Consider the following 15,789-nt stretch of genomic DNA (forward strand, 5'->3'; position numbering starts at 1 on the left):
GTAGTAACACCAGGCCGTATGTACCTGCCATCTGTGGCGTCGGTCTTCGGTAGTGGCTCCCCGGCATTCTCGATACTCGAGCAGCCCGGCGAGCTTCGATCGATGACCGCCTCCACGTGCCGCGTCCAAGGGGACGCGCGCCAGGTGCGCTCGGCGCAGCCAGGAGGGCTGCGTTGCGCCCGCACGAGGGTACGGCGAAGACGAGAGGTTGACGAAAAACACATGTCTGTAAATGACACAGTAGATTCCCCCACATCAGGCGCCGTAGAGGTAGACGAAGGCGTATTCGAATCCGCAGCCGTGATCGACAACGGCAGCTTCGGTACCCGCACCATCCGCTTCGAGACCGGCCGTCTCGCCCAGCAGGCCGCAGGCGCGGTCGTTGCTTACCTCGACGACGACACCATGCTGCTGTCCGCCACCAGTGCCAGCAAGCAGCCGAAGGACCACTTCGACTTCTTCCCGCTGACCATCGATGTCGAAGAGCGGATGTACGCCGCAGGCCGCATCCCCGGATCGTTCTTCCGTCGTGAGGGCCGCCCCTCCACCGACGCGATCCTGACCTGTCGCCTCATCGACCGGCCGCTGCGCCCGACGTTCGTCGACGGTCTCCGCAACGAGATCCAGGTCGTCGTAACGGTCCTGTCCTTGGACCCCAAGGACCTCTACGACGTCGTCGCGATCAACGCCGCGTCTGCGTCCACCCAGATCGCGGGTCTGCCGTTCTCCGGTCCCGTCGGTGGTGTGCGCGTCGCGCTGATCACTTCTGACGAGAACAAGACCGGCCAGTGGGTCGCGTTCCCGACCGTCGAGCAGCTCGAAGGCGCAGTCTTCGACATGGTTGTCGCGGGTCGCGTCACCGAGACCGGTGACGTCGCCATAATGATGGTCGAGGCCGAGGCCACCGAAGACGTCATCGCCAAGATCGCCGACGGCGCGCAGGCTCCGACCGAGGCCATCGTCGCCGAGGGCCTGGAAGCTGCCAAGCCGTTCATTGCCAGCCTGTGCAAGGCGCAGCAGGCGCTGGCCGCGAAGGCTGCCAAGCCGACCGGTGACTACAAGGTGTTCCCGGCCTACCAGGACGACGCCTATGCAGCCGTCGAGAAGGCAGGCGCGGAGAAGTTGGCGCAGGCGCTGACCATCGCGGGCAAGCAGGAGCGCGACGACAAGACCGACGAGGTCAAGGTCGAGGTGCTCTCTGCACTCGAGTCGGATTTCGAAGGCCGCGAGAAGGAGATCGGCGCAGCGTTCCGCTCGCTGACCAAGAAGCTGGTTCGCCAGCGCATCCTGCGCGATCAGTTCCGCATCGACGGCCGTGGCATCACCGACATCCGGTCGCTGTCGGCCGAGGTCGCCGTGATCCCGCGTGCGCACGGTTCGGCACTGTTCGAGCGGGGCGAGACCCAGATCATGGGCGTCACCACTCTGGACATGGTCAAGATGGCGCAGCAGATCGACTCGCTGGGACCCGAGACCAGCAAGCGCTACATGCATCACTACAACTTCCCGCCGTACTCGACCGGTGAGACCGGCCGCGTCGGCTCGCCGAAGCGTCGCGAGATCGGCCACGGTGCTCTCGCCGAGCGCGCCCTGATGCCGGTGCTCCCGAGCCAGGACGAGTTCCCGTACGCCATCCGTCAGGTCTCGGAAGCGTTGAGCTCCAACGGTTCCACCTCGATGGGCTCCGTCTGCGCCTCGACGCTGTCGCTGCTCAACGCCGGTGTGCCGCTGCGCGCCCCGGTTGCCGGTATCGCCATGGGTCTGGTCTCCGATGAGGTCGAGCTTGAAGATGGCACCGCTGAGACTCGATATGTGGCTTTGACCGACATCCTCGGTGCGGAAGACGCGTTCGGCGACATGGACTTCAAGGTTGCCGGTACCAAGGACTTCGTCACGGCGCTGCAGCTGGACACAAAGCTCGACGGCATCCCGTCCAAGGTTCTGGCCGGCGCGCTCGCGCAGGCTCACGACGCCCGCACCACGATCCTCGAGGTCATGGCCGAGGCCATCGACACCCCGGACGAGATGAGCCCGTTCGCCCCGCGCGTCACGGCCATCAAGGTGCCCGTCGACAAGATCGGCGAGGTCATCGGACCCAAGGGCAAGATGATCAACTCGATCACCGAGCAGACCGGTGCCAACATCTCCATAGAGGACGACGGCACCGTGTTCGTCGGTGCCACCGATGGTCCGTCTGCGCAGGCCGCGATCGACATGATCAACGCCATCGCCAACCCGCAGCTGCCCAAGGTGGGCGAGCGGTTCCTGGGCACGGTCGTCAAGACCACCGCCTTCGGTGCCTTCGTCTCGCTGCTCCCGGGCCGCGACGGTCTGGTGCACATTTCCAAGCTGGGCAACGGCAAGCGGATCGCCAAGGTCGAAGACGTGGTCAACGTGGGCTCCAAGCTGCGCGTCGAGATCGCCGACATCGACAACCGCGGCAAGATCTCGCTGGTTCCCGTCGAGGAAGACAACGCAGAGTCGGCAGCTCCAGCTCCAGCTGCCGCCGAGGCCACCCCTGAGGCGGCCCCGGCTGAGTAAGAAAGTCGAGTCAGGGGCCCCCTCGCGCCGTTCGTCGGCGCGAGGGGGCCCTTCGCTCAACCATGGAGAACTGTCCGGCGTTCGCCGCACACTGTTGCCCGGTGGATTGCGGGTGGTCACCGAGCATGTACCCGGCGTCCGATCGGCGTCGGTGGGTGTCTGGGTCGGCGTCGGCTCTCGCGACGAGGGCCGGTCGGTGGCGGGTGCCGCACATTTTCTCGAACACCTGTTGTTCAAATCGACGCCGACGCGCAGTGCCCTCGACATCGCCGAGGTGATGGATTCGGTCGGCGGCGAGCTCAATGCGTTCACGTCGAAGGAGCAGACCTGCTTCTACGCGCACGTGATCGACGACGATCTGGCGTTGGCCGTCGACCTGGTCTCCGATGTCGTGCTGCGGGGGCAATGCCGCAGCTCCGACGTCGATGTGGAGCGTCAGGTGGTGCTGGAAGAGATTTCCATGCGCGACGACGATCCTGAAGATCTGCTCGGCGATGCGTTTCTCGGTGCCATGTTCGGCGACCATCAGATCGGTCGACCCATCATCGGCACCGTCGATTCGATCGAGTCGATGACGCGTGCGCAGCTCAGTTCCTTCCACACCCGGCGCTACACGCCTGATCGCATGGTGGTCGCTGTTGCGGGCAACATCGAGCACGAGCACACGGTGGAGATCGTGCGTCGCGCATTCGGCAGTCGACTGGAAAAGGGTGTCGAGCCTGCACCCCGTCGCGAAGGCACGATTCGGCTCCGCACCGATCCGACCTTGAGCCTGACCACGCGCGACAGCGAACAGGTCCACATATCGTTGGGTGTCCGCGCATTCGGGCGGCACGAAGGCAAGCATCGGTGGCCGCTCTCGGTGCTCAACACCGCCGTCGGTGGTGGTCTGAGTTCGCGGCTGTTCCAACAGATTCGCGAAGAGCGCGGCCTGGCGTACTCGGTGTACTCGAGCGTCGACACGTTCGCCGACACTGGTGCGTTCTCCGTCTACGCCGCGTGCCAGCCGGAGAATCTTGCCGAGGTGGCAACGTTGTCTCGCGATGTGCTCGCCGAGGTCGCGTCGACAGGGATCACTGATGCCGAATGTGCCCGGGCCAAGGGTTCGTTGCGCGGGGGATTGGTGTTGGGACTGGAGGATTCGGGTTCGCGGATGAACCGGATCGGGCGCAGTGAGCTGAACTACGGCAACCATCGCAGCATCTCGGAAACCCTGACGCGCATCGACGCCGTCACCACCGAGCAGGTGCGCGAAGTAGCCGCCGAGCTGCTTGCCCGCCCCTTCGGCGCTGCCGTCGTCGGGCCGTACAAGCGCACGAAAGATCTCCCCGCCGCTGTGCGGAATCTCGTCAGCTGAGCCGCCCCTTTTGCGGTGATCACGAGCAAAGGGTCGCAATCCGAGCGCGGATCGCCACCATTTGCTCGTGATCACCGCGGAAGTAGGGTGGCTGGCATGCTGATTCGCGGTGCAGTACTGGAGGAGATCGGACGGTCGCGGCCGTTTGCCATGTCGACGCCGATCACGATTTCGGAGCTCGAACTCGACGATCCCGGTCCCGGCGAACTGCTGATTCGCATCGAGGCAGCGGGCCTGTGCCATTCGGATCTGTCTGTGGTGGACGGTAATCGGGTCCGTCCGGTTCCGATGCTGCTCGGCCATGAGGCGGCCGGACTGATCGAGCAGATCGGTGCGGGTGTCGACGACGTGCGTGTCGGTGGACGCGTCGTGATGACGTTCCTGCCACGGTGCGGCGACTGCGACGGCTGTGCCACCGACGGACGGATGCCGTGCGTGACGGGCAGCGGCACCAACAATGCGGGGACGCTGCTCGGAGGCAGCCGCAAGCTGCATCGCGACGGCGTCGACGTGCATCACCACCTCGGTGTTTCCGGTTTCGCGACGCACGCGGTGGTCGATCGCAAGTCCGTCGTACCGGTCGACGACGACGTTCCCGCTGACATCGCCGCAGTCCTCGGTTGCGCAGTACTCACCGGGGGTGGCGCAATCCTCAACGCGGGCAAGCCGTCCCAGGGCGACTCGATCATGGTGGTCGGCCTCGGAGGCGTGGGCATGGCCGCCGTATTGACGGCGGTGTCGCTCGGGCTGGGCGAGGTGATCGGTGTCGACGGTGTTGCCGAGAAGTTGGCGACGGCGACCGAACTCGGTGCCACCCAGGTCTACTCGCCGGCAGAGTTGGTGGAGCGTGGCATCACAGCCGATCTGGTCATCGAAGCGGCAGGCAACGCCCGCGCCTTCGAAACCGCAGTTGCCGCAACAGCTCCCGGCGGTACCACCGTGACAGTCGGATTACCCGCGCCCGATGCGGTGTCGTCCATTTCCCCGCTCGGTCTGGTGGCGCAAGCCCGCGCCATCATCGGCAGCTACCTCGGCTCGGCCGTCCCGGCGCGCGATATTCCGAAGTACGCGCAACTGTGGCGTGACGGAAAGTTGCCGGTCGAGAAGCTGATCAGCTCGCGTATCACCCTCGATCAGATCAACGAGGGCATGGACGAACTCGCTGACGGGCATGCGATCCGTCAGGTGATCGTGTTCGAGTAAGGCTCAGCGTTCGGGCGTGAACTCGATCCACGCCTGCGGAATGTCGAACCGCGACGCCGTCTTCTCGAGGCTGCGTTCGAAGAGCCGCATCCCCAGACTCCAGTTGGCGGCGACGATGTCGTCCGCGGTCTGGCATTCCGATTCCGGCAGGATGCGCCCGATCGCACGCACCGACGGTCCCATGGGCTTTCCCCGGAAGCCGGAGGGCACCAGGACGGCGTGCGGGTTGTTGCGCAGCCGCTTCACTTTGAACGAGTTCCCATCGGTTCGCACGTACAACTTGCCGTCGGCAACTCCGTGATTGATCGGGCTCGGCACGGCTTCCCCGGAACGCTTGTAGGTGACCAGGACGACCTGTCGGGTTCTGAGGAAGCCGTCGAAGTCGATACCTGTCGGCGTTTGCGCTGCTACGTCGAATGCTCGCTTGTCGCGCAGCGTGTCCAGCAATCGGTATTGGACGGCGGTCACCCTGGTGATCAGTTGCTGTCCTCGAGCCATGAGTGCTCCGATTCGTTCGCCGTGCTTCGAGGGTAGGTCCGAGGGCCCTGCAGGTGCGCGATGCGTAGGCTGAACTGCTGACAGCCGTGACAAATGGAGGATATGTGACTATTCGAGTCGGCGTACTCGGTGCCAACGGCAAGGTGGGCCAGGCGGTGTGCGCGGCGGTGGAAGCTGCCGACGACCTCGAGCTGTCCGCAACCGTCGACCAGGGCGATCCGATCGAATCGTTCGTCGAATCGAAGACGCAGGTCGTGGTCGACTTCACCCATCCCGATGTGGTGATGAACAACCTGAAGTTCCTGTTGGCGAACGGTATTCACGCAGTGGTCGGCACCACGGGATTCGACGACGGCAGAATCGCGGAGGTTCGCGAATGGCTCGCCGCGTCGCCCGAGACCGGCGTCCTCATCGCCCCCAACTTCGCTATCGGCGCCGTCCTGACCATGCGCTTCGCCGAGCAGGCCGCTCGGTTCTTCGATTCCGTCGAGGTGATCGAACTGCATCACCCCAACAAGGCCGATGCGCCGTCGGGCACCGCTTACCGGACCGCTCGCCTGATCGCCGACGCGCGGGCGGCCGCCGGTGTCGGAAAGAGCCCGGACGCCACGTCCACCGAACTCGAGGGTGCTCGCGGATCCGATGTCGACGGCGTGCGGGTGCACTCCATCCGGCTCGCCGGTCTGGTCGCCCACCAGGAGGTACTTCTCGGCACGCAGGGCGAGACGCTCACCATTCGGCACGACTCGATCGACCGCACCTCCTTCACGCCCGGCGTGCTGCTGGGTGTCCGCGAGATCGCCGGGCGTCCCGGACTGACCGTCGGGCTCGACCCCTTCCTGGACCTGTGAAGAATCCCGCGACCCGGACGCTCGCACTCGTCATCGTCATCACGCTGGCGCTGTGCTTCTATTTCGTGCTGCTCGGCCAGCGCGGAATCGAGCTGATCCAGGATGGCCGGGTCGCCTCGGTCGGCCTGGGAATCGGTGTGATGATTCTGCCGTTCCTCGGCTTGTGGATGGTGATCGCCACACTTCGCGCGGGTTTGCAGCACCAACATCTCGCCCGCCGGATCCACGACGAAGGCCTGGAACTCGACGTCACGGACCTACCCCGCAGGCCGTCCGGTCGCATCGACCGCGACGCGGCCGACGCCTTGTTCGCGCAGATCAAAGGTGAATGGGAAGCCGACCCGGACAACTGGCGAAACTCGTACCGCCTCGCTCGCGCCTACGACTACGCCGGTGACCGCGGCCGCGCCCGCGAAACCATGCGCCGCGCAGTCGCTTTGGAGCAGCGCGAACAAGCGAAATGAGCACCCTTCTGGTTGTTCATCACACCTCGTCGCCTGCGACGCGGGAGCTGCTCGAGGCCGTGTTGAAGGGCGCGCACGATCCTGACATCACGGGGGTCGAGGTACGGCACGTTCCCGCATTGTCTGCGACCGCCGCCGATTTCCTTGCCGCCGACGGCTATCTGTTCGGCACCTCCGCGAACTTCGGCTACATGTCGGGGGCGTTGAAGCATTTCTTCGACACCGTCTACTACCCATGCCTCGACGAGGTGGCAGGACGGCCATACGGCCTGTGGGTGCACGGGAACAACGACACCGCGGGAGCGGTCCGATCGGTGGACAAGATCGTCACCGGCCTGGCTTTGCAGCAAGCTGCAGCAACGGTCGAGATCACCGGACCCATCGATACCGCGAACGACTCTACGAACTCGGTGCCACGGTGGCCGTGACAGTCGCCGGCGAGTAAGCGCCGGTCTGCCCCTATTTCTTACGTCTGTCTGTGGGCGATGCCACACTGACAATATTGCTCGCAGGGGGAGCCGGCGGCTTCGCCGGAGAGCATTGCGTTGGGATTTCGTGTCGGAGCTGGGTAGAGAGGGGTCGTCGGGTGACTGAGCCTGACCGGTCAGACGGCGTCACTGCCCGTGTTGCACGCAGAATCGGGTTGGTCGAGGACCACGAGTCCGTAGCGATCGGCCTGTCCACGATGCTCTCCGGCGAAGCCGACCTCGAGGTGGTCGCGATGGCGAGCACGGTTCGCGAATTGCTCGACCAGACAGTCGATCTCGACCTGGTGGTGCTCGATCTGCGGTTGGCAGACGGGTCGTCGCCGGAGGACAACGTTCGCGCCGTTCGCGAGCAGAACATCGAAGTCCTGATCTTCACCGGTGCCGAGAATCCGTTCCTGGTGCGCTCGGCCGCGAGGGCAGGGGTCCTCGGGGTGGTGCGCAAGTCCGAGGACGCGTCGACCGTCATCGACTCCGTTCGCAGCGCCGCATCCGGCGCGCTGGTGGTGACCACCGACTGGGCGGCCGCGATCGACGGAGACCCGATGTTGTCCGACGTCGGCCTGAGCCCACGCCAGGAGGAAGTGCTGACCCTCTACGCATCCGGCGAAAAGGCGTCGCGTGTCGCCCGGATGACCAAGCTGTCCGAGCAGACCGTCAACGACTACCTGGTCCGCATCCGCCAGAAGTACTCCGATGCAGGTCGGCCCGCGCCCACCAAGACCGACTTGTACAAGCGTGCCGTGGAAGACGGCTGGTTGCCCGCACCCGAATCGCCGCATCTTCAGGGATGACCACGACCGAACTGCCCACCGCAATCGAGGTCGCGGACGCCGAGCGCGGGTCCGACCGCATCTTCCGCTCGTTCGCCTGCACCATCGGCCTCGGCGGCGTCGTCTACGGGCTGATGGATTCGCCCGAGATCATCCACCAATCGCACCACTACGCGCTCTGGTGGACCTCGCTGACGTTCGTACTGATCTTCGGCACGTGCCTGGTGTTGGCCGCGGTCTCGTTCAAGGCGAGCGTTGCCGACATTCGCCTGATCACCTCGATTCTCGCGGTCAACTACCTGGTGGTTGTTGCGTTGTCGCCGCTCGCGCTCGACTACGCTGCCCTACCTGCACAATCGACATGGCAATACCGCATCGCCGCTCTGGGTGCCGTGTCGGCCGGTCTGGCGTGGCGCGCGGTGCCCGCAACCGTCTATCTGTTCCTCGCTGCCGCGGCAGCTGCGCTGGTGAACATGTATGCGCTGGGCGAGTCGGGAGGGAGTGCTCTCGCACAGGATTTCGCGCGTGCGCTCACGACCGCGGGGTTGTTCACCTGGGTGGCCATCTGCGCCGATCGGGCGGGATCGATCCTCGATCAAGAGACGACGCGGGCCAAACGCGCTGCAGCCGCGACTGCCGCGGCGCATGCGCGGGCAGTCGAACGCGACCGCTTCGCCGCGCTCATCCATGACGGCGTCCTGTCGACCCTGCTCGATGCGTCGCGGGGCACCGCGCCCTCGGTCCTGGCTCGGCAGGCGTCGTTCACCCTGCGCCAGCTCGACGAATTCCGAACGCCGCCCGGTCGTTCGGGTCAGCTCGATGCGTTGGCAACCATCGACTTCCTGCGCGAAGCGGTTCACCAAGTGAACGGGAAGGTGGGGTTCGAGGCACATCGGCAGGCCGGATTCGACGATCTGATCATGCCCATCGACGCAGCGCACACCGTGTCGGCTGCGCTCACCGAAGCGGTCCGAAACAGCCTGCGGCACGGCGGTGTTTCCGGTCGAACGGTGGCTCGTACGGTGAGTGTGACTCTCGGCGCCGGGGGATTGCGCGTCGAGATCGCCGACGACGGTGCGGGTTTCGATCCGAATGCGGTCTCCAACGATCGCCTCGGCGTGGCATTCAGCATTCTCGGCAGGATGGGCCAGTTGCCGGGTGGCGCGGCGTTCGTGGAGTCGCAACCCGGTGCAGGCACGAAGGTGACGTTGGTGTGGGGTAGTCGTGGCGACCGGTGACGAGTGGACGCTGCGCAGCCTGATGGGGCTGCACGGCCGATCGGGCGCGGTGGTGCTGGGCATGCTGCTGTTCACCATCGCGATGATCATGTTGCGCAACATGGACAGTGCCGACAACGACGTGCCGGTGATCGCAGGTTTTGCGCTGATGGCCGTCGCCGGCGTGGTGGTCGTGGTGACTCCGTCCGATCCGCTGCCGTTGGCAGCGACTCTGTTCATCGTGGTCGCGGGGCCGATCGCGACGGTGGCGTCGATGGGCGATCATGCGGCAGATCGATTCGTGTGGTCCACCTTTGCATTCTCCTACGTACTCAGTTTGCTGACGGTGCGCGGCAGACTGCTGTGGGCGTGGATAGGCGTCGCGTCGATCTCCATCGCGACGGTGGCGGTCGGCTTCACCGGTGGAATGTCGGCTGCGGGCGTTGCCGGGGCGATCGCACCGATCGGGACGGTGGCCGCGGTGTCGGTGTTCGCAGTACGCATGCGCCCGACGTTGGAGTCGTTGCGGCTCTTGCGAAAAGAGGCGACCACTCGCGCTGCCGCCGAGGCGACCATCGCGGCCCAGAGTGAGGAACGCGATCGGCAGTTGGCACGGTTGGCCGAGGTGGCACGCCCGCTGTTGGAACGCATCGTCGGCGGCGAGGAGCTGGATGCCGCGGATCGTTTCGAGTGCCGGCTGCGAGAAGCCGAATTGCGTGACGGCCTGCGTGCCCCACAGTTGGCCGGTCTGGCTGCCGCCGCGCGTGGCGCGCGCGGTCGCGGAGTGGAAGTGCAACTGCTCGACGACGGCGGTCTCGAGGGTGTCCCCGCGGCGGTGCGCTCGACGGTGTTGTTCGCCGCGGCCAGAGAACTCGACGCCGCCAATGCCGGATCGGTGACCGTTCGAGTGCTCCCCAAAGGACGCCGAAATCTGGCGACCGTGCTGGTCAGCGAGCCGGGCGAAGACCGCCGCACCGAGGTGGACGGCGCAGGAACTGTGCGGACCGCTGCAGAGGCGACCGAACGCGGCTGAACCTTGTCGGTGGCGCATGGCAGGGTGGGCTCATGCGTGCAATGAGTGCTGCGGTGGCTCGTCGAACTGCGGTCGCCGCGCAGGGATTCGCCGATCGACCGGCGTCGACTCCTGCGACACGACGCTCGGTACTGCGGGTACTCGACCGGACCCAGCTGCTGCAGATCGATTCCGTATCGGCCGTTGTTCGCGCTCACTACGCGCCGATATTCAGCCGCATCGGCAGCTACGACCGGTCGTTGATCGACGATGCCGCGTGGCAGAACACCTCGCGCAAGCCACGTCGGCTCGTCGAGTACTGGGCACACGAAGCCGCCTTGATCCCCGTCGAGGATTGGCCGCTGATGCGGTGGCGAATGACCCGCTACATCGGCGGGCGATGGGGCGGTGCCCAACGGGTACTCGACCGCAATCCGACTCTTGCAGGCGACGTTCTGGACGTGATCGCCGACGCGGGACCCTGCAGTGCGGGTGACGTGGAGCGACACCTCGACATCGAGCGACCCGATCGAAAAGGCCCGTGGTGGGATCGCAGCGACACCAAGATGATCTGCGAACAACTCTTCGCCGTGGGGGGTCTGTCGGTCGACAAGCGCGTCGGCTTCACCCGACACTACGAGCTGACCGAACGCGTACTCCCGCCGGAAATCGTTGCGCGACAGGTGAACGAGTCGGACGCCGTGCGGGAACTGGTGCTGCGATCGGCCCGTGCCCTGGGCATCGCGACCGAGCCGGATCTGCGTGACTACTACCGATTGCATCGGTCACAGACAGAACCCGCGATCGCCGACCTGATCGACGAGGGTGTGCTGGAACCGGTGACCGTGACCGGGTGGAAGCACCAGGCCTACCTGTTTTCGGATGCACGGACACCCCGGCAGATCGCCGGTTCGGCCTTGCTGTGCCCGTTCGATCCGCTGGTTTTCTTCCGGCCGCGCACCGAGCGGATCTTCGACTTCCACTTCCGCATCGAGATCTACACACCGGAGCACAAGCGGGTGCACGGGTACTACGTTTTCCCGTTCCTGCTCGACGGCGAGTTGGTGGGCCGGGTCGATCTGCGCGCGGATCGAGCGGCGAGCAGGCTGACCGTGCCCGGTGCGTTCGCCGAACCAGGCCGCGTGAGCGCTTACGTGGTAACGGAGTTGGCGGCCGCGTTGCGTGCGCTGGCGGACTGGTTGGAACTGGACGACATCGTGATCGGGAATCGGGGCGACCTTGCGGCACCGCTCGCCCGGGAATTCCGCAATGACGTGAAACTCAGCTCCTAGCCGCGCGACTCTCGACGTACTTCGTGAAGTCTTTGCTTCCGGAGTTCAAGGCGCCCTTGAGGATTCGCTTGAGCACGAATCCTGGCATCGGAATTTTCACGTCGATCTCGAGATCGAGTACGACGTGCGTACCGGATTTCGTCGGGGTCAATGTGTAGGACGCGATCTGTAGCGACTGCTGCCCGCTTTCCATCAGTTGCCAGCTGACCTTGTTCGGCTCCCAGCTGTAATCGGTGACCTGCTCGTCGGTGATCCCTGCGGCGCCGACCTTCTGCCGGGTGCGAAACGGACGACCGTCGTCGTGCCTGGTCTCCACGACGGCCGACTTGTGCGAGCCCGACCACGTCGGGAGTTCCTCGATAGCTGCTACCGCGTCGAGCACCTGGGCGGGCGTTGCCTTGATGTCGAACTCTGTGGAACCTGATACCGACACGACATGACTCCCACTGGTTCGATCGAATTGTGGGATCGACGGTAGCCGACTCGGTGGATCTTCAGGACCAGTTGTTCCCGGATTTGCGCATCTGATCGCGGAGTGCGCCCTGAACAGCCTGTGACAGCCACGAATTCAGCGACTGACCGTTCTGTGCCGCGGCATCTTCGGCGCGTGCCTTCATCTGTTCTACGAGTCGCAGTGTGACACGGCTGATTTCGCCTGCCGCGTCGTCGAATGCGGCCTTGGCGTCGGCAGCGGTGTGCGGTTGCTCGGCCGCCGAATCGTCGGCTGCGGGGGCATCGGTGCGCACATCGACGCGAGCGTCGGCGCCGTCGAGTACGACGTGTACCGACCGATCGCCGAGTGCCGTCGTCACTTCCGACGCGAAATCGGAGAGTGCGGACAGCACCATCAGGCGAGCCGAGGTGTCGGCCGCGCGGGCCAGCGCCTCTGCTGTCGCGCGGGTGGAGTCGTCGCCGAGGGCGGCGGCGGCCAATAGGTCGTCACGAAGCCGAGAGGTGTGCTGTTCGATGTTCATGACGCCAGTGTGACGTCATAACTGACGTCAGTCAAGGAAGCTAGACGTCAGAGGGGCGTCAGTCAGTCCAGCACGAACGTGACCTCGAGAACCACCTGGTAGCTGGAAATGGCGCCGTCGGTCACTTCGACCTTCTGTTCTTTCACCCACGCTCCGCTGACATTGCGCAGGGTTTGCGACGCCTTTTCGACCCCCACGCGGACCGCATCTTCGAACCCTTTGTCCGAACGTGCGCTGATCTGGGTGATACGTGCGACAGACATTCGACACTCCTGAACGAATCGGCAGAGCTGAATCGAGAATGGCCGTGATCGATTCTGCTCCTGCGGATATGCCGTCGTGGCCGATTCGTCCGATGGGGGTGCTCGGCGTGCGGACGCGGACATCTCACCGGGTAGCCTCTGACCATGACCAACGGTGATTCCGCCCCCTCTGCCGTGCATGCTTTCGGCACGGTCTCCGTCGCGATGGTGACCCCGTTTACTCCCGAGGGAAAGTTGGATGTCGACGCAGGCGTACGGCTCGCCGCGCATCTGGTGGACCGTGGCTGCGACAGCCTGGTGCTCGCGGGCACCACGGGCGAGTCTCCGACCACTACCGAGAACGAGAAGCTCGAGTTGCTGCGCGCGGTGATCGATGCCGTCGGCGACCGCGCGAAGATCGTCGCCGGGGCGGGCAGCAACGACACCGCGCACAGCGTCGAGCTGGCTCGCGATGCGGCGCGTGCGGGTGCTCACGGTCTGCTGGTTGTCACCCCGTACTACTCGCGCCCGCCGCAAGCCGGCTTGTTCGCTCACTTCACCGCCGTGGCCGACGCGACCGACCTGCCCGTCGCGCTCTACGACATTCCGCCGCGTTCGGTGGTCCCCATCGAGACCGAGACCATTCGACGTCTCGCGGAGCATCCGCGCATCGTTGCCGTCAAGGACGCGAAGGGCGACCTGAACGCGGGTGCGGAGATCATCGGGACGACCGATCTCGAGTTCTACTCGGGTGACGACGCGTTGAATCTGCCGTGGTTGTCCGTCGGCGCCGTCGGATTCATCAGCGTCATCGGCCATCTCGTGCCCGGACGCCTGCGCGACATGATCGCTGCGCACAACGCCGGAGATATCGCAGCAGCACGTGCCATCAACTTGAGTTTGATACCGCTGATTCGGGCGGTCGGACGGTTGGGCGGGGTGAGCGCGTCGAAGGCGGGCTTGCGGCTGCTCGGCCTCGATGTGGGGGAGCCACGTTTGCCGCAAATTCCACCGACAATCGAGCAGATCGATTCGCTCGCAGCGGAAATGCACTACGCCGGGGTGCTTGCGTGACGCGCCCGGGTCGACAACGGGGCCGGGCTCGTCGCGATGCGGGACCGCCGCAACGCAATCCGAAGCCGGTAGCGCAGACGTCGGCCGCGCAGCAGCGGCCGGACAAGCGTCAGCAACCCACCGACGCCACCGAACGGCTCGGCACTCCGCCGAAGGCCCCGCGCAACGGTCTGCGCGTGGTCGCGCTCGGCGGTATCGGCGAGATCGGCCGCAACATGACCGTTTTCGAGCATCAAGGCAAGCTGCTGATCGTCGACTGCGGCGTACTGTTTCCCGAGGACCAGCAGCCCGGTGTCGATCTGATCCTCCCGGACTTCCGCCACATCGAGAATCGCATGGCCGACGTCGAGGCGATCGTCCTCACGCACGGACACGAAGACCACATCGGCGCGGTTCCGTTCCTCTTGCGGCTGCGCCCCGACATTCCGGTCGTCGGCTCGAAATTCACGCTGGCGCTGTTGGCCGCCAAGTGTCGCGAACACCATCAGCGTCCCAATCTGGTGGAGGTGGTCGAGGGGCAGCGCACCGATCACGGTCCGTTCGAGTGCGAATATTTCGCGGTCAACCACTCGATTCCGGACGCGCTGGCCGTCGCGATTCGCACCCCAGCGGGCGTGGTCCTGCACACGGGTGACATCAAGCTGGATCAGCTGCCGCTCGACGGCAGGCTGACCGACCTCGGCGGATTCTCGCGACTCGGCGACGAGGGCGTCGATCTGTTCCTGGTGGATTCGACCAACGCCGAAGTGCCGGGTTTCGTCACGCCAGAACGCGAGATCGGTGGCGTGCTGGACAATGTGATCGGCAAGGCCAAGCAGCGTGTGATCGTCGCGTCGTTCGCCAGCCATGTTCATCGGATCCAGCAAGTCGTCGATGTCGCGCATCGATACGGGCGTCGCGTGTGCTTCGTCGGCCGATCGATGGTGCGCAACATGGCAATTGCGCAAGAACTGGGCTACTTGAACGTGCCGAGCGGGGTCGAGGTCACCCTCGACACCGCCGCCGGTCTGCCCGACGACAAGCTGGTGCTGATTTCCACCGGTTCCCAGGGTGAGCCGCTCTCGGCGTTGTCACGCATGGCGCGCGGCGAGCATCGGCAGATCAACATCCACGCCGACGACCTGGTTGTCCTCGCGTCGTCGCTGATCCCGGGCAACGAGAATTCGGTGTTCACCGTCGTCAACGGGTTGGCGCGACGCGGCGCGACGGTCATCACGCAGCAGAACGCCAAGGTGCACGTCTCCGGCCACGCATCCGCCGGCGAACTGCTCTACCTCTACAACGCGGTGCGGCCGACCAACGCGATGCCGGTGCACGGCGAATGGCGCCACCTGCGCGCCAACGCGGCGCTCGCGAAGGCGACCGGTGTGCCGGAGGAGCGCATCATGCTCGCCGAAGACGGGGTGGTCGTCGACATGGTCGACGGGTTGGCGTCGATCGTCGGTCGGGTGCCGGTCGGGCATGTGTATGTCGACGGACTGTCGGTGGGCGACGTCGGCGATTCGACGCTGTCCGATCGTCTGGTCCTCGGCGAGGGCGGCTTCATCTCCATCACGGTGGCCGTCGATACGTCGACCGGTCGTGCAGTGAGCCCGCCGGAGGTCAACGGTCGTGGCTTCTCCGACGATCCGGCAGCGCTCAAGGAAGCAGCGCAGCTGGTTGAAGCCGAATTGCTCAGGCTCGCAGGCGAAGGCGTCACCGATACGCATCGGATCGCTCAGGGCGTGCGGCGAATCGTCGGTCGCTGGGTGGCGGACAAGTACCGCCGCAGGCCGATGATCGTGCCGACTGTCATCGGGGTCTAGC

The 15,789-nt window shown here is 65.3% G+C and carries 15 protein-coding genes and 1 pseudogene; 12 read left to right on the top strand and 4 right to left on the bottom strand.

Annotated elements, in window-relative coordinates; genetic code table 11:
- The first annotated feature begins 222 nt into the window (after window positions 1-222).
- The 3 genes from FOY51_RS07745 (at window position 223) to FOY51_RS07755 (ending at window position 5,101) form a co-directional block, all read left to right on the top strand.
- A complete protein-coding gene (locus FOY51_RS07745; protein WP_149429648.1) occupies window positions 223-2,541 on the top strand; it encodes a polyribonucleotide nucleotidyltransferase in 2,319 nt (772 codons plus the stop codon).
- A gap of 70 nt (window positions 2,542-2,611) precedes the next feature.
- Window positions 2,612-3,898: a M16 family metallopeptidase gene (locus FOY51_RS07750; RefSeq protein ID WP_149430023.1), complete on the top strand. Its 1,287-nt coding sequence runs from the start codon at window positions 2,612-2,614 to the stop codon at window positions 3,896-3,898.
- A 96-nt stretch (window positions 3,899-3,994) separates the two neighbouring features.
- Window positions 3,995-5,101 (top strand): alcohol dehydrogenase catalytic domain-containing protein, encoded by a 1,107-nt coding sequence (locus FOY51_RS07755; RefSeq protein WP_149429649.1) that lies wholly within the window; start codon window positions 3,995-3,997, stop codon window positions 5,099-5,101.
- Window positions 5,102-5,104: 3 nt separating this feature from the next.
- Here the strand turns inward: FOY51_RS07755 and FOY51_RS07760 are convergent, their stop codons facing one another.
- A complete protein-coding gene (locus FOY51_RS07760) occupies window positions 5,105-5,599 on the bottom strand; it encodes a PPOX class F420-dependent oxidoreductase (protein ID WP_149429650.1) in 495 nt (164 codons plus the stop codon).
- Between the two features lie 104 nt (window positions 5,600-5,703).
- On the opposite strand from FOY51_RS07760, the gene dapB reads away from it, so the two are divergent.
- The 7 genes and pseudogenes from dapB to FOY51_RS07795 all read left to right on the top strand — a co-directional run bounded on the left by dapB (window position 5,704) and on the right by FOY51_RS07795 (window position 11,693).
- Window positions 5,704-6,450 carry a 4-hydroxy-tetrahydrodipicolinate reductase gene (gene dapB / locus FOY51_RS07765; protein ID WP_149429651.1) on the top strand — a complete coding sequence of 249 codons (747 nt, stop codon included), beginning with the start codon at window positions 5,704-5,706 and terminating at the stop codon, window positions 6,448-6,450.
- Window positions 6,447-6,914, top strand: a complete 468-nt coding sequence (locus tag FOY51_RS07770) for a hypothetical protein (RefSeq protein WP_149429652.1) — start codon at window positions 6,447-6,449, stop codon at window positions 6,912-6,914. Before dapB ends, FOY51_RS07770 begins: the two co-directional genes overlap by 4 nt.
- Window positions 6,911-7,359 (top strand): annotated as a pseudogene (locus tag FOY51_RS07775) (flavodoxin family protein). Before FOY51_RS07770 ends, FOY51_RS07775 begins: the two are co-directional and overlap by 4 nt.
- A gap of 141 nt (window positions 7,360-7,500) precedes the next feature.
- Entirely contained in the window at window positions 7,501-8,193 is a 693-nt protein-coding gene (locus tag FOY51_RS07780) for a response regulator transcription factor (RefSeq protein ID WP_235916192.1), read from the top strand.
- Window positions 8,190-9,410: a sensor histidine kinase gene (locus tag FOY51_RS07785; RefSeq protein WP_149429653.1), complete on the top strand. Its 1,221-nt coding sequence runs from the start codon at window positions 8,190-8,192 to the stop codon at window positions 9,408-9,410. The genes FOY51_RS07780 and FOY51_RS07785 overlap by 4 nt, the downstream gene beginning before the upstream one ends.
- A complete protein-coding gene (locus FOY51_RS07790) occupies window positions 9,397-10,422 on the top strand; it encodes a DUF8320 family protein (RefSeq protein ID WP_235916193.1) in 1,026 nt (341 codons plus the stop codon). The genes FOY51_RS07785 and FOY51_RS07790 overlap by 14 nt, the downstream gene beginning before the upstream one ends.
- Window positions 10,423-10,454: 32 nt before the next feature.
- Window positions 10,455-11,693 (top strand): winged helix-turn-helix domain-containing protein, encoded by a 1,239-nt coding sequence (locus tag FOY51_RS07795; RefSeq protein ID WP_149429654.1) that lies wholly within the window; start codon window positions 10,455-10,457, stop codon window positions 11,691-11,693.
- Here FOY51_RS07795 and FOY51_RS07800 read toward each other — a convergent pair.
- From FOY51_RS07800 to FOY51_RS07810, 3 genes are all read right to left on the bottom strand, one after another.
- A complete protein-coding gene (locus tag FOY51_RS07800) occupies window positions 11,683-12,126 on the bottom strand; it encodes an SRPBCC family protein (RefSeq protein ID WP_149429655.1) in 444 nt (147 codons plus the stop codon). The genes FOY51_RS07795 and FOY51_RS07800 overlap by 11 nt on opposite strands.
- A 61-nt stretch (window positions 12,127-12,187) precedes the next feature.
- A complete protein-coding gene (locus tag FOY51_RS07805) occupies window positions 12,188-12,667 on the bottom strand; it encodes a hypothetical protein (protein WP_149429656.1) in 480 nt (159 codons plus the stop codon).
- 62 nt (window positions 12,668-12,729) lie between these two features.
- Window positions 12,730-12,930: a dodecin family protein gene (locus tag FOY51_RS07810; protein WP_149429657.1), complete on the bottom strand. Its 201-nt coding sequence runs from the start codon at window positions 12,928-12,930 to the stop codon at window positions 12,730-12,732.
- 144 nt (window positions 12,931-13,074) lie between these two features.
- Between FOY51_RS07810 and dapA the strand changes: the two genes are divergently transcribed.
- Complete coding sequence (dapA, locus tag FOY51_RS07815; RefSeq protein WP_149429658.1) at window positions 13,075-13,983, top strand: 4-hydroxy-tetrahydrodipicolinate synthase; 909 nt, start codon at window positions 13,075-13,077, stop codon at window positions 13,981-13,983.
- Window positions 13,980-15,788, top strand: a complete 1,809-nt coding sequence (locus tag FOY51_RS07820) for a ribonuclease J (protein ID WP_149429659.1) — start codon at window positions 13,980-13,982, stop codon at window positions 15,786-15,788. Before dapA ends, FOY51_RS07820 begins: the two co-directional genes overlap by 4 nt.
- Window position 15,789: the final 1 nt, after the last annotated feature.

It is taken from the genome of Antrihabitans cavernicola, from assembly GCF_008297975.1.
In the GTDB taxonomy this organism is placed as follows: Bacteria; Actinomycetota; Actinomycetes; order Mycobacteriales; family Mycobacteriaceae; genus Antrihabitans; species Antrihabitans cavernicola.

What these genes read in the sequence shown, in the direction of transcription:
- FOY51_RS07745 (WP_149429648.1), top strand. Translation starts at nt 223, where the DNA reads ATGTCTGTAAATGACACAGTAGATTCCCCCACATCAGGCGCCGTAGAG.
- FOY51_RS07755 (WP_149429649.1), top strand. Translation starts at nt 3,995, where the DNA reads ATGCTGATTCGCGGTGCAGTACTGGAGGAGATCGGACGGTCGCGGCCG.
- FOY51_RS07760 (WP_149429650.1), bottom strand. Translation starts at nt 5,599, where the DNA reads ATGGCTCGAGGACAGCAACTGATCACCAGGGTGACCGCCGTCCAATAC.
- FOY51_RS07785 (WP_149429653.1), top strand. Translation starts at nt 8,190, where the DNA reads ATGACCACGACCGAACTGCCCACCGCAATCGAGGTCGCGGACGCCGAG.
- FOY51_RS07795 (WP_149429654.1), top strand. Translation starts at nt 10,455, where the DNA reads ATGCGTGCAATGAGTGCTGCGGTGGCTCGTCGAACTGCGGTCGCCGCG.
- FOY51_RS07805 (WP_149429656.1), bottom strand. Translation starts at nt 12,667, where the DNA reads ATGAACATCGAACAGCACACCTCTCGGCTTCGTGACGACCTATTGGCC.
- FOY51_RS07810 (WP_149429657.1), bottom strand. Translation starts at nt 12,930, where the DNA reads ATGTCTGTCGCACGTATCACCCAGATCAGCGCACGTTCGGACAAAGGG.
- dapA (WP_149429658.1), top strand. Translation starts at nt 13,075, where the DNA reads ATGACCAACGGTGATTCCGCCCCCTCTGCCGTGCATGCTTTCGGCACG.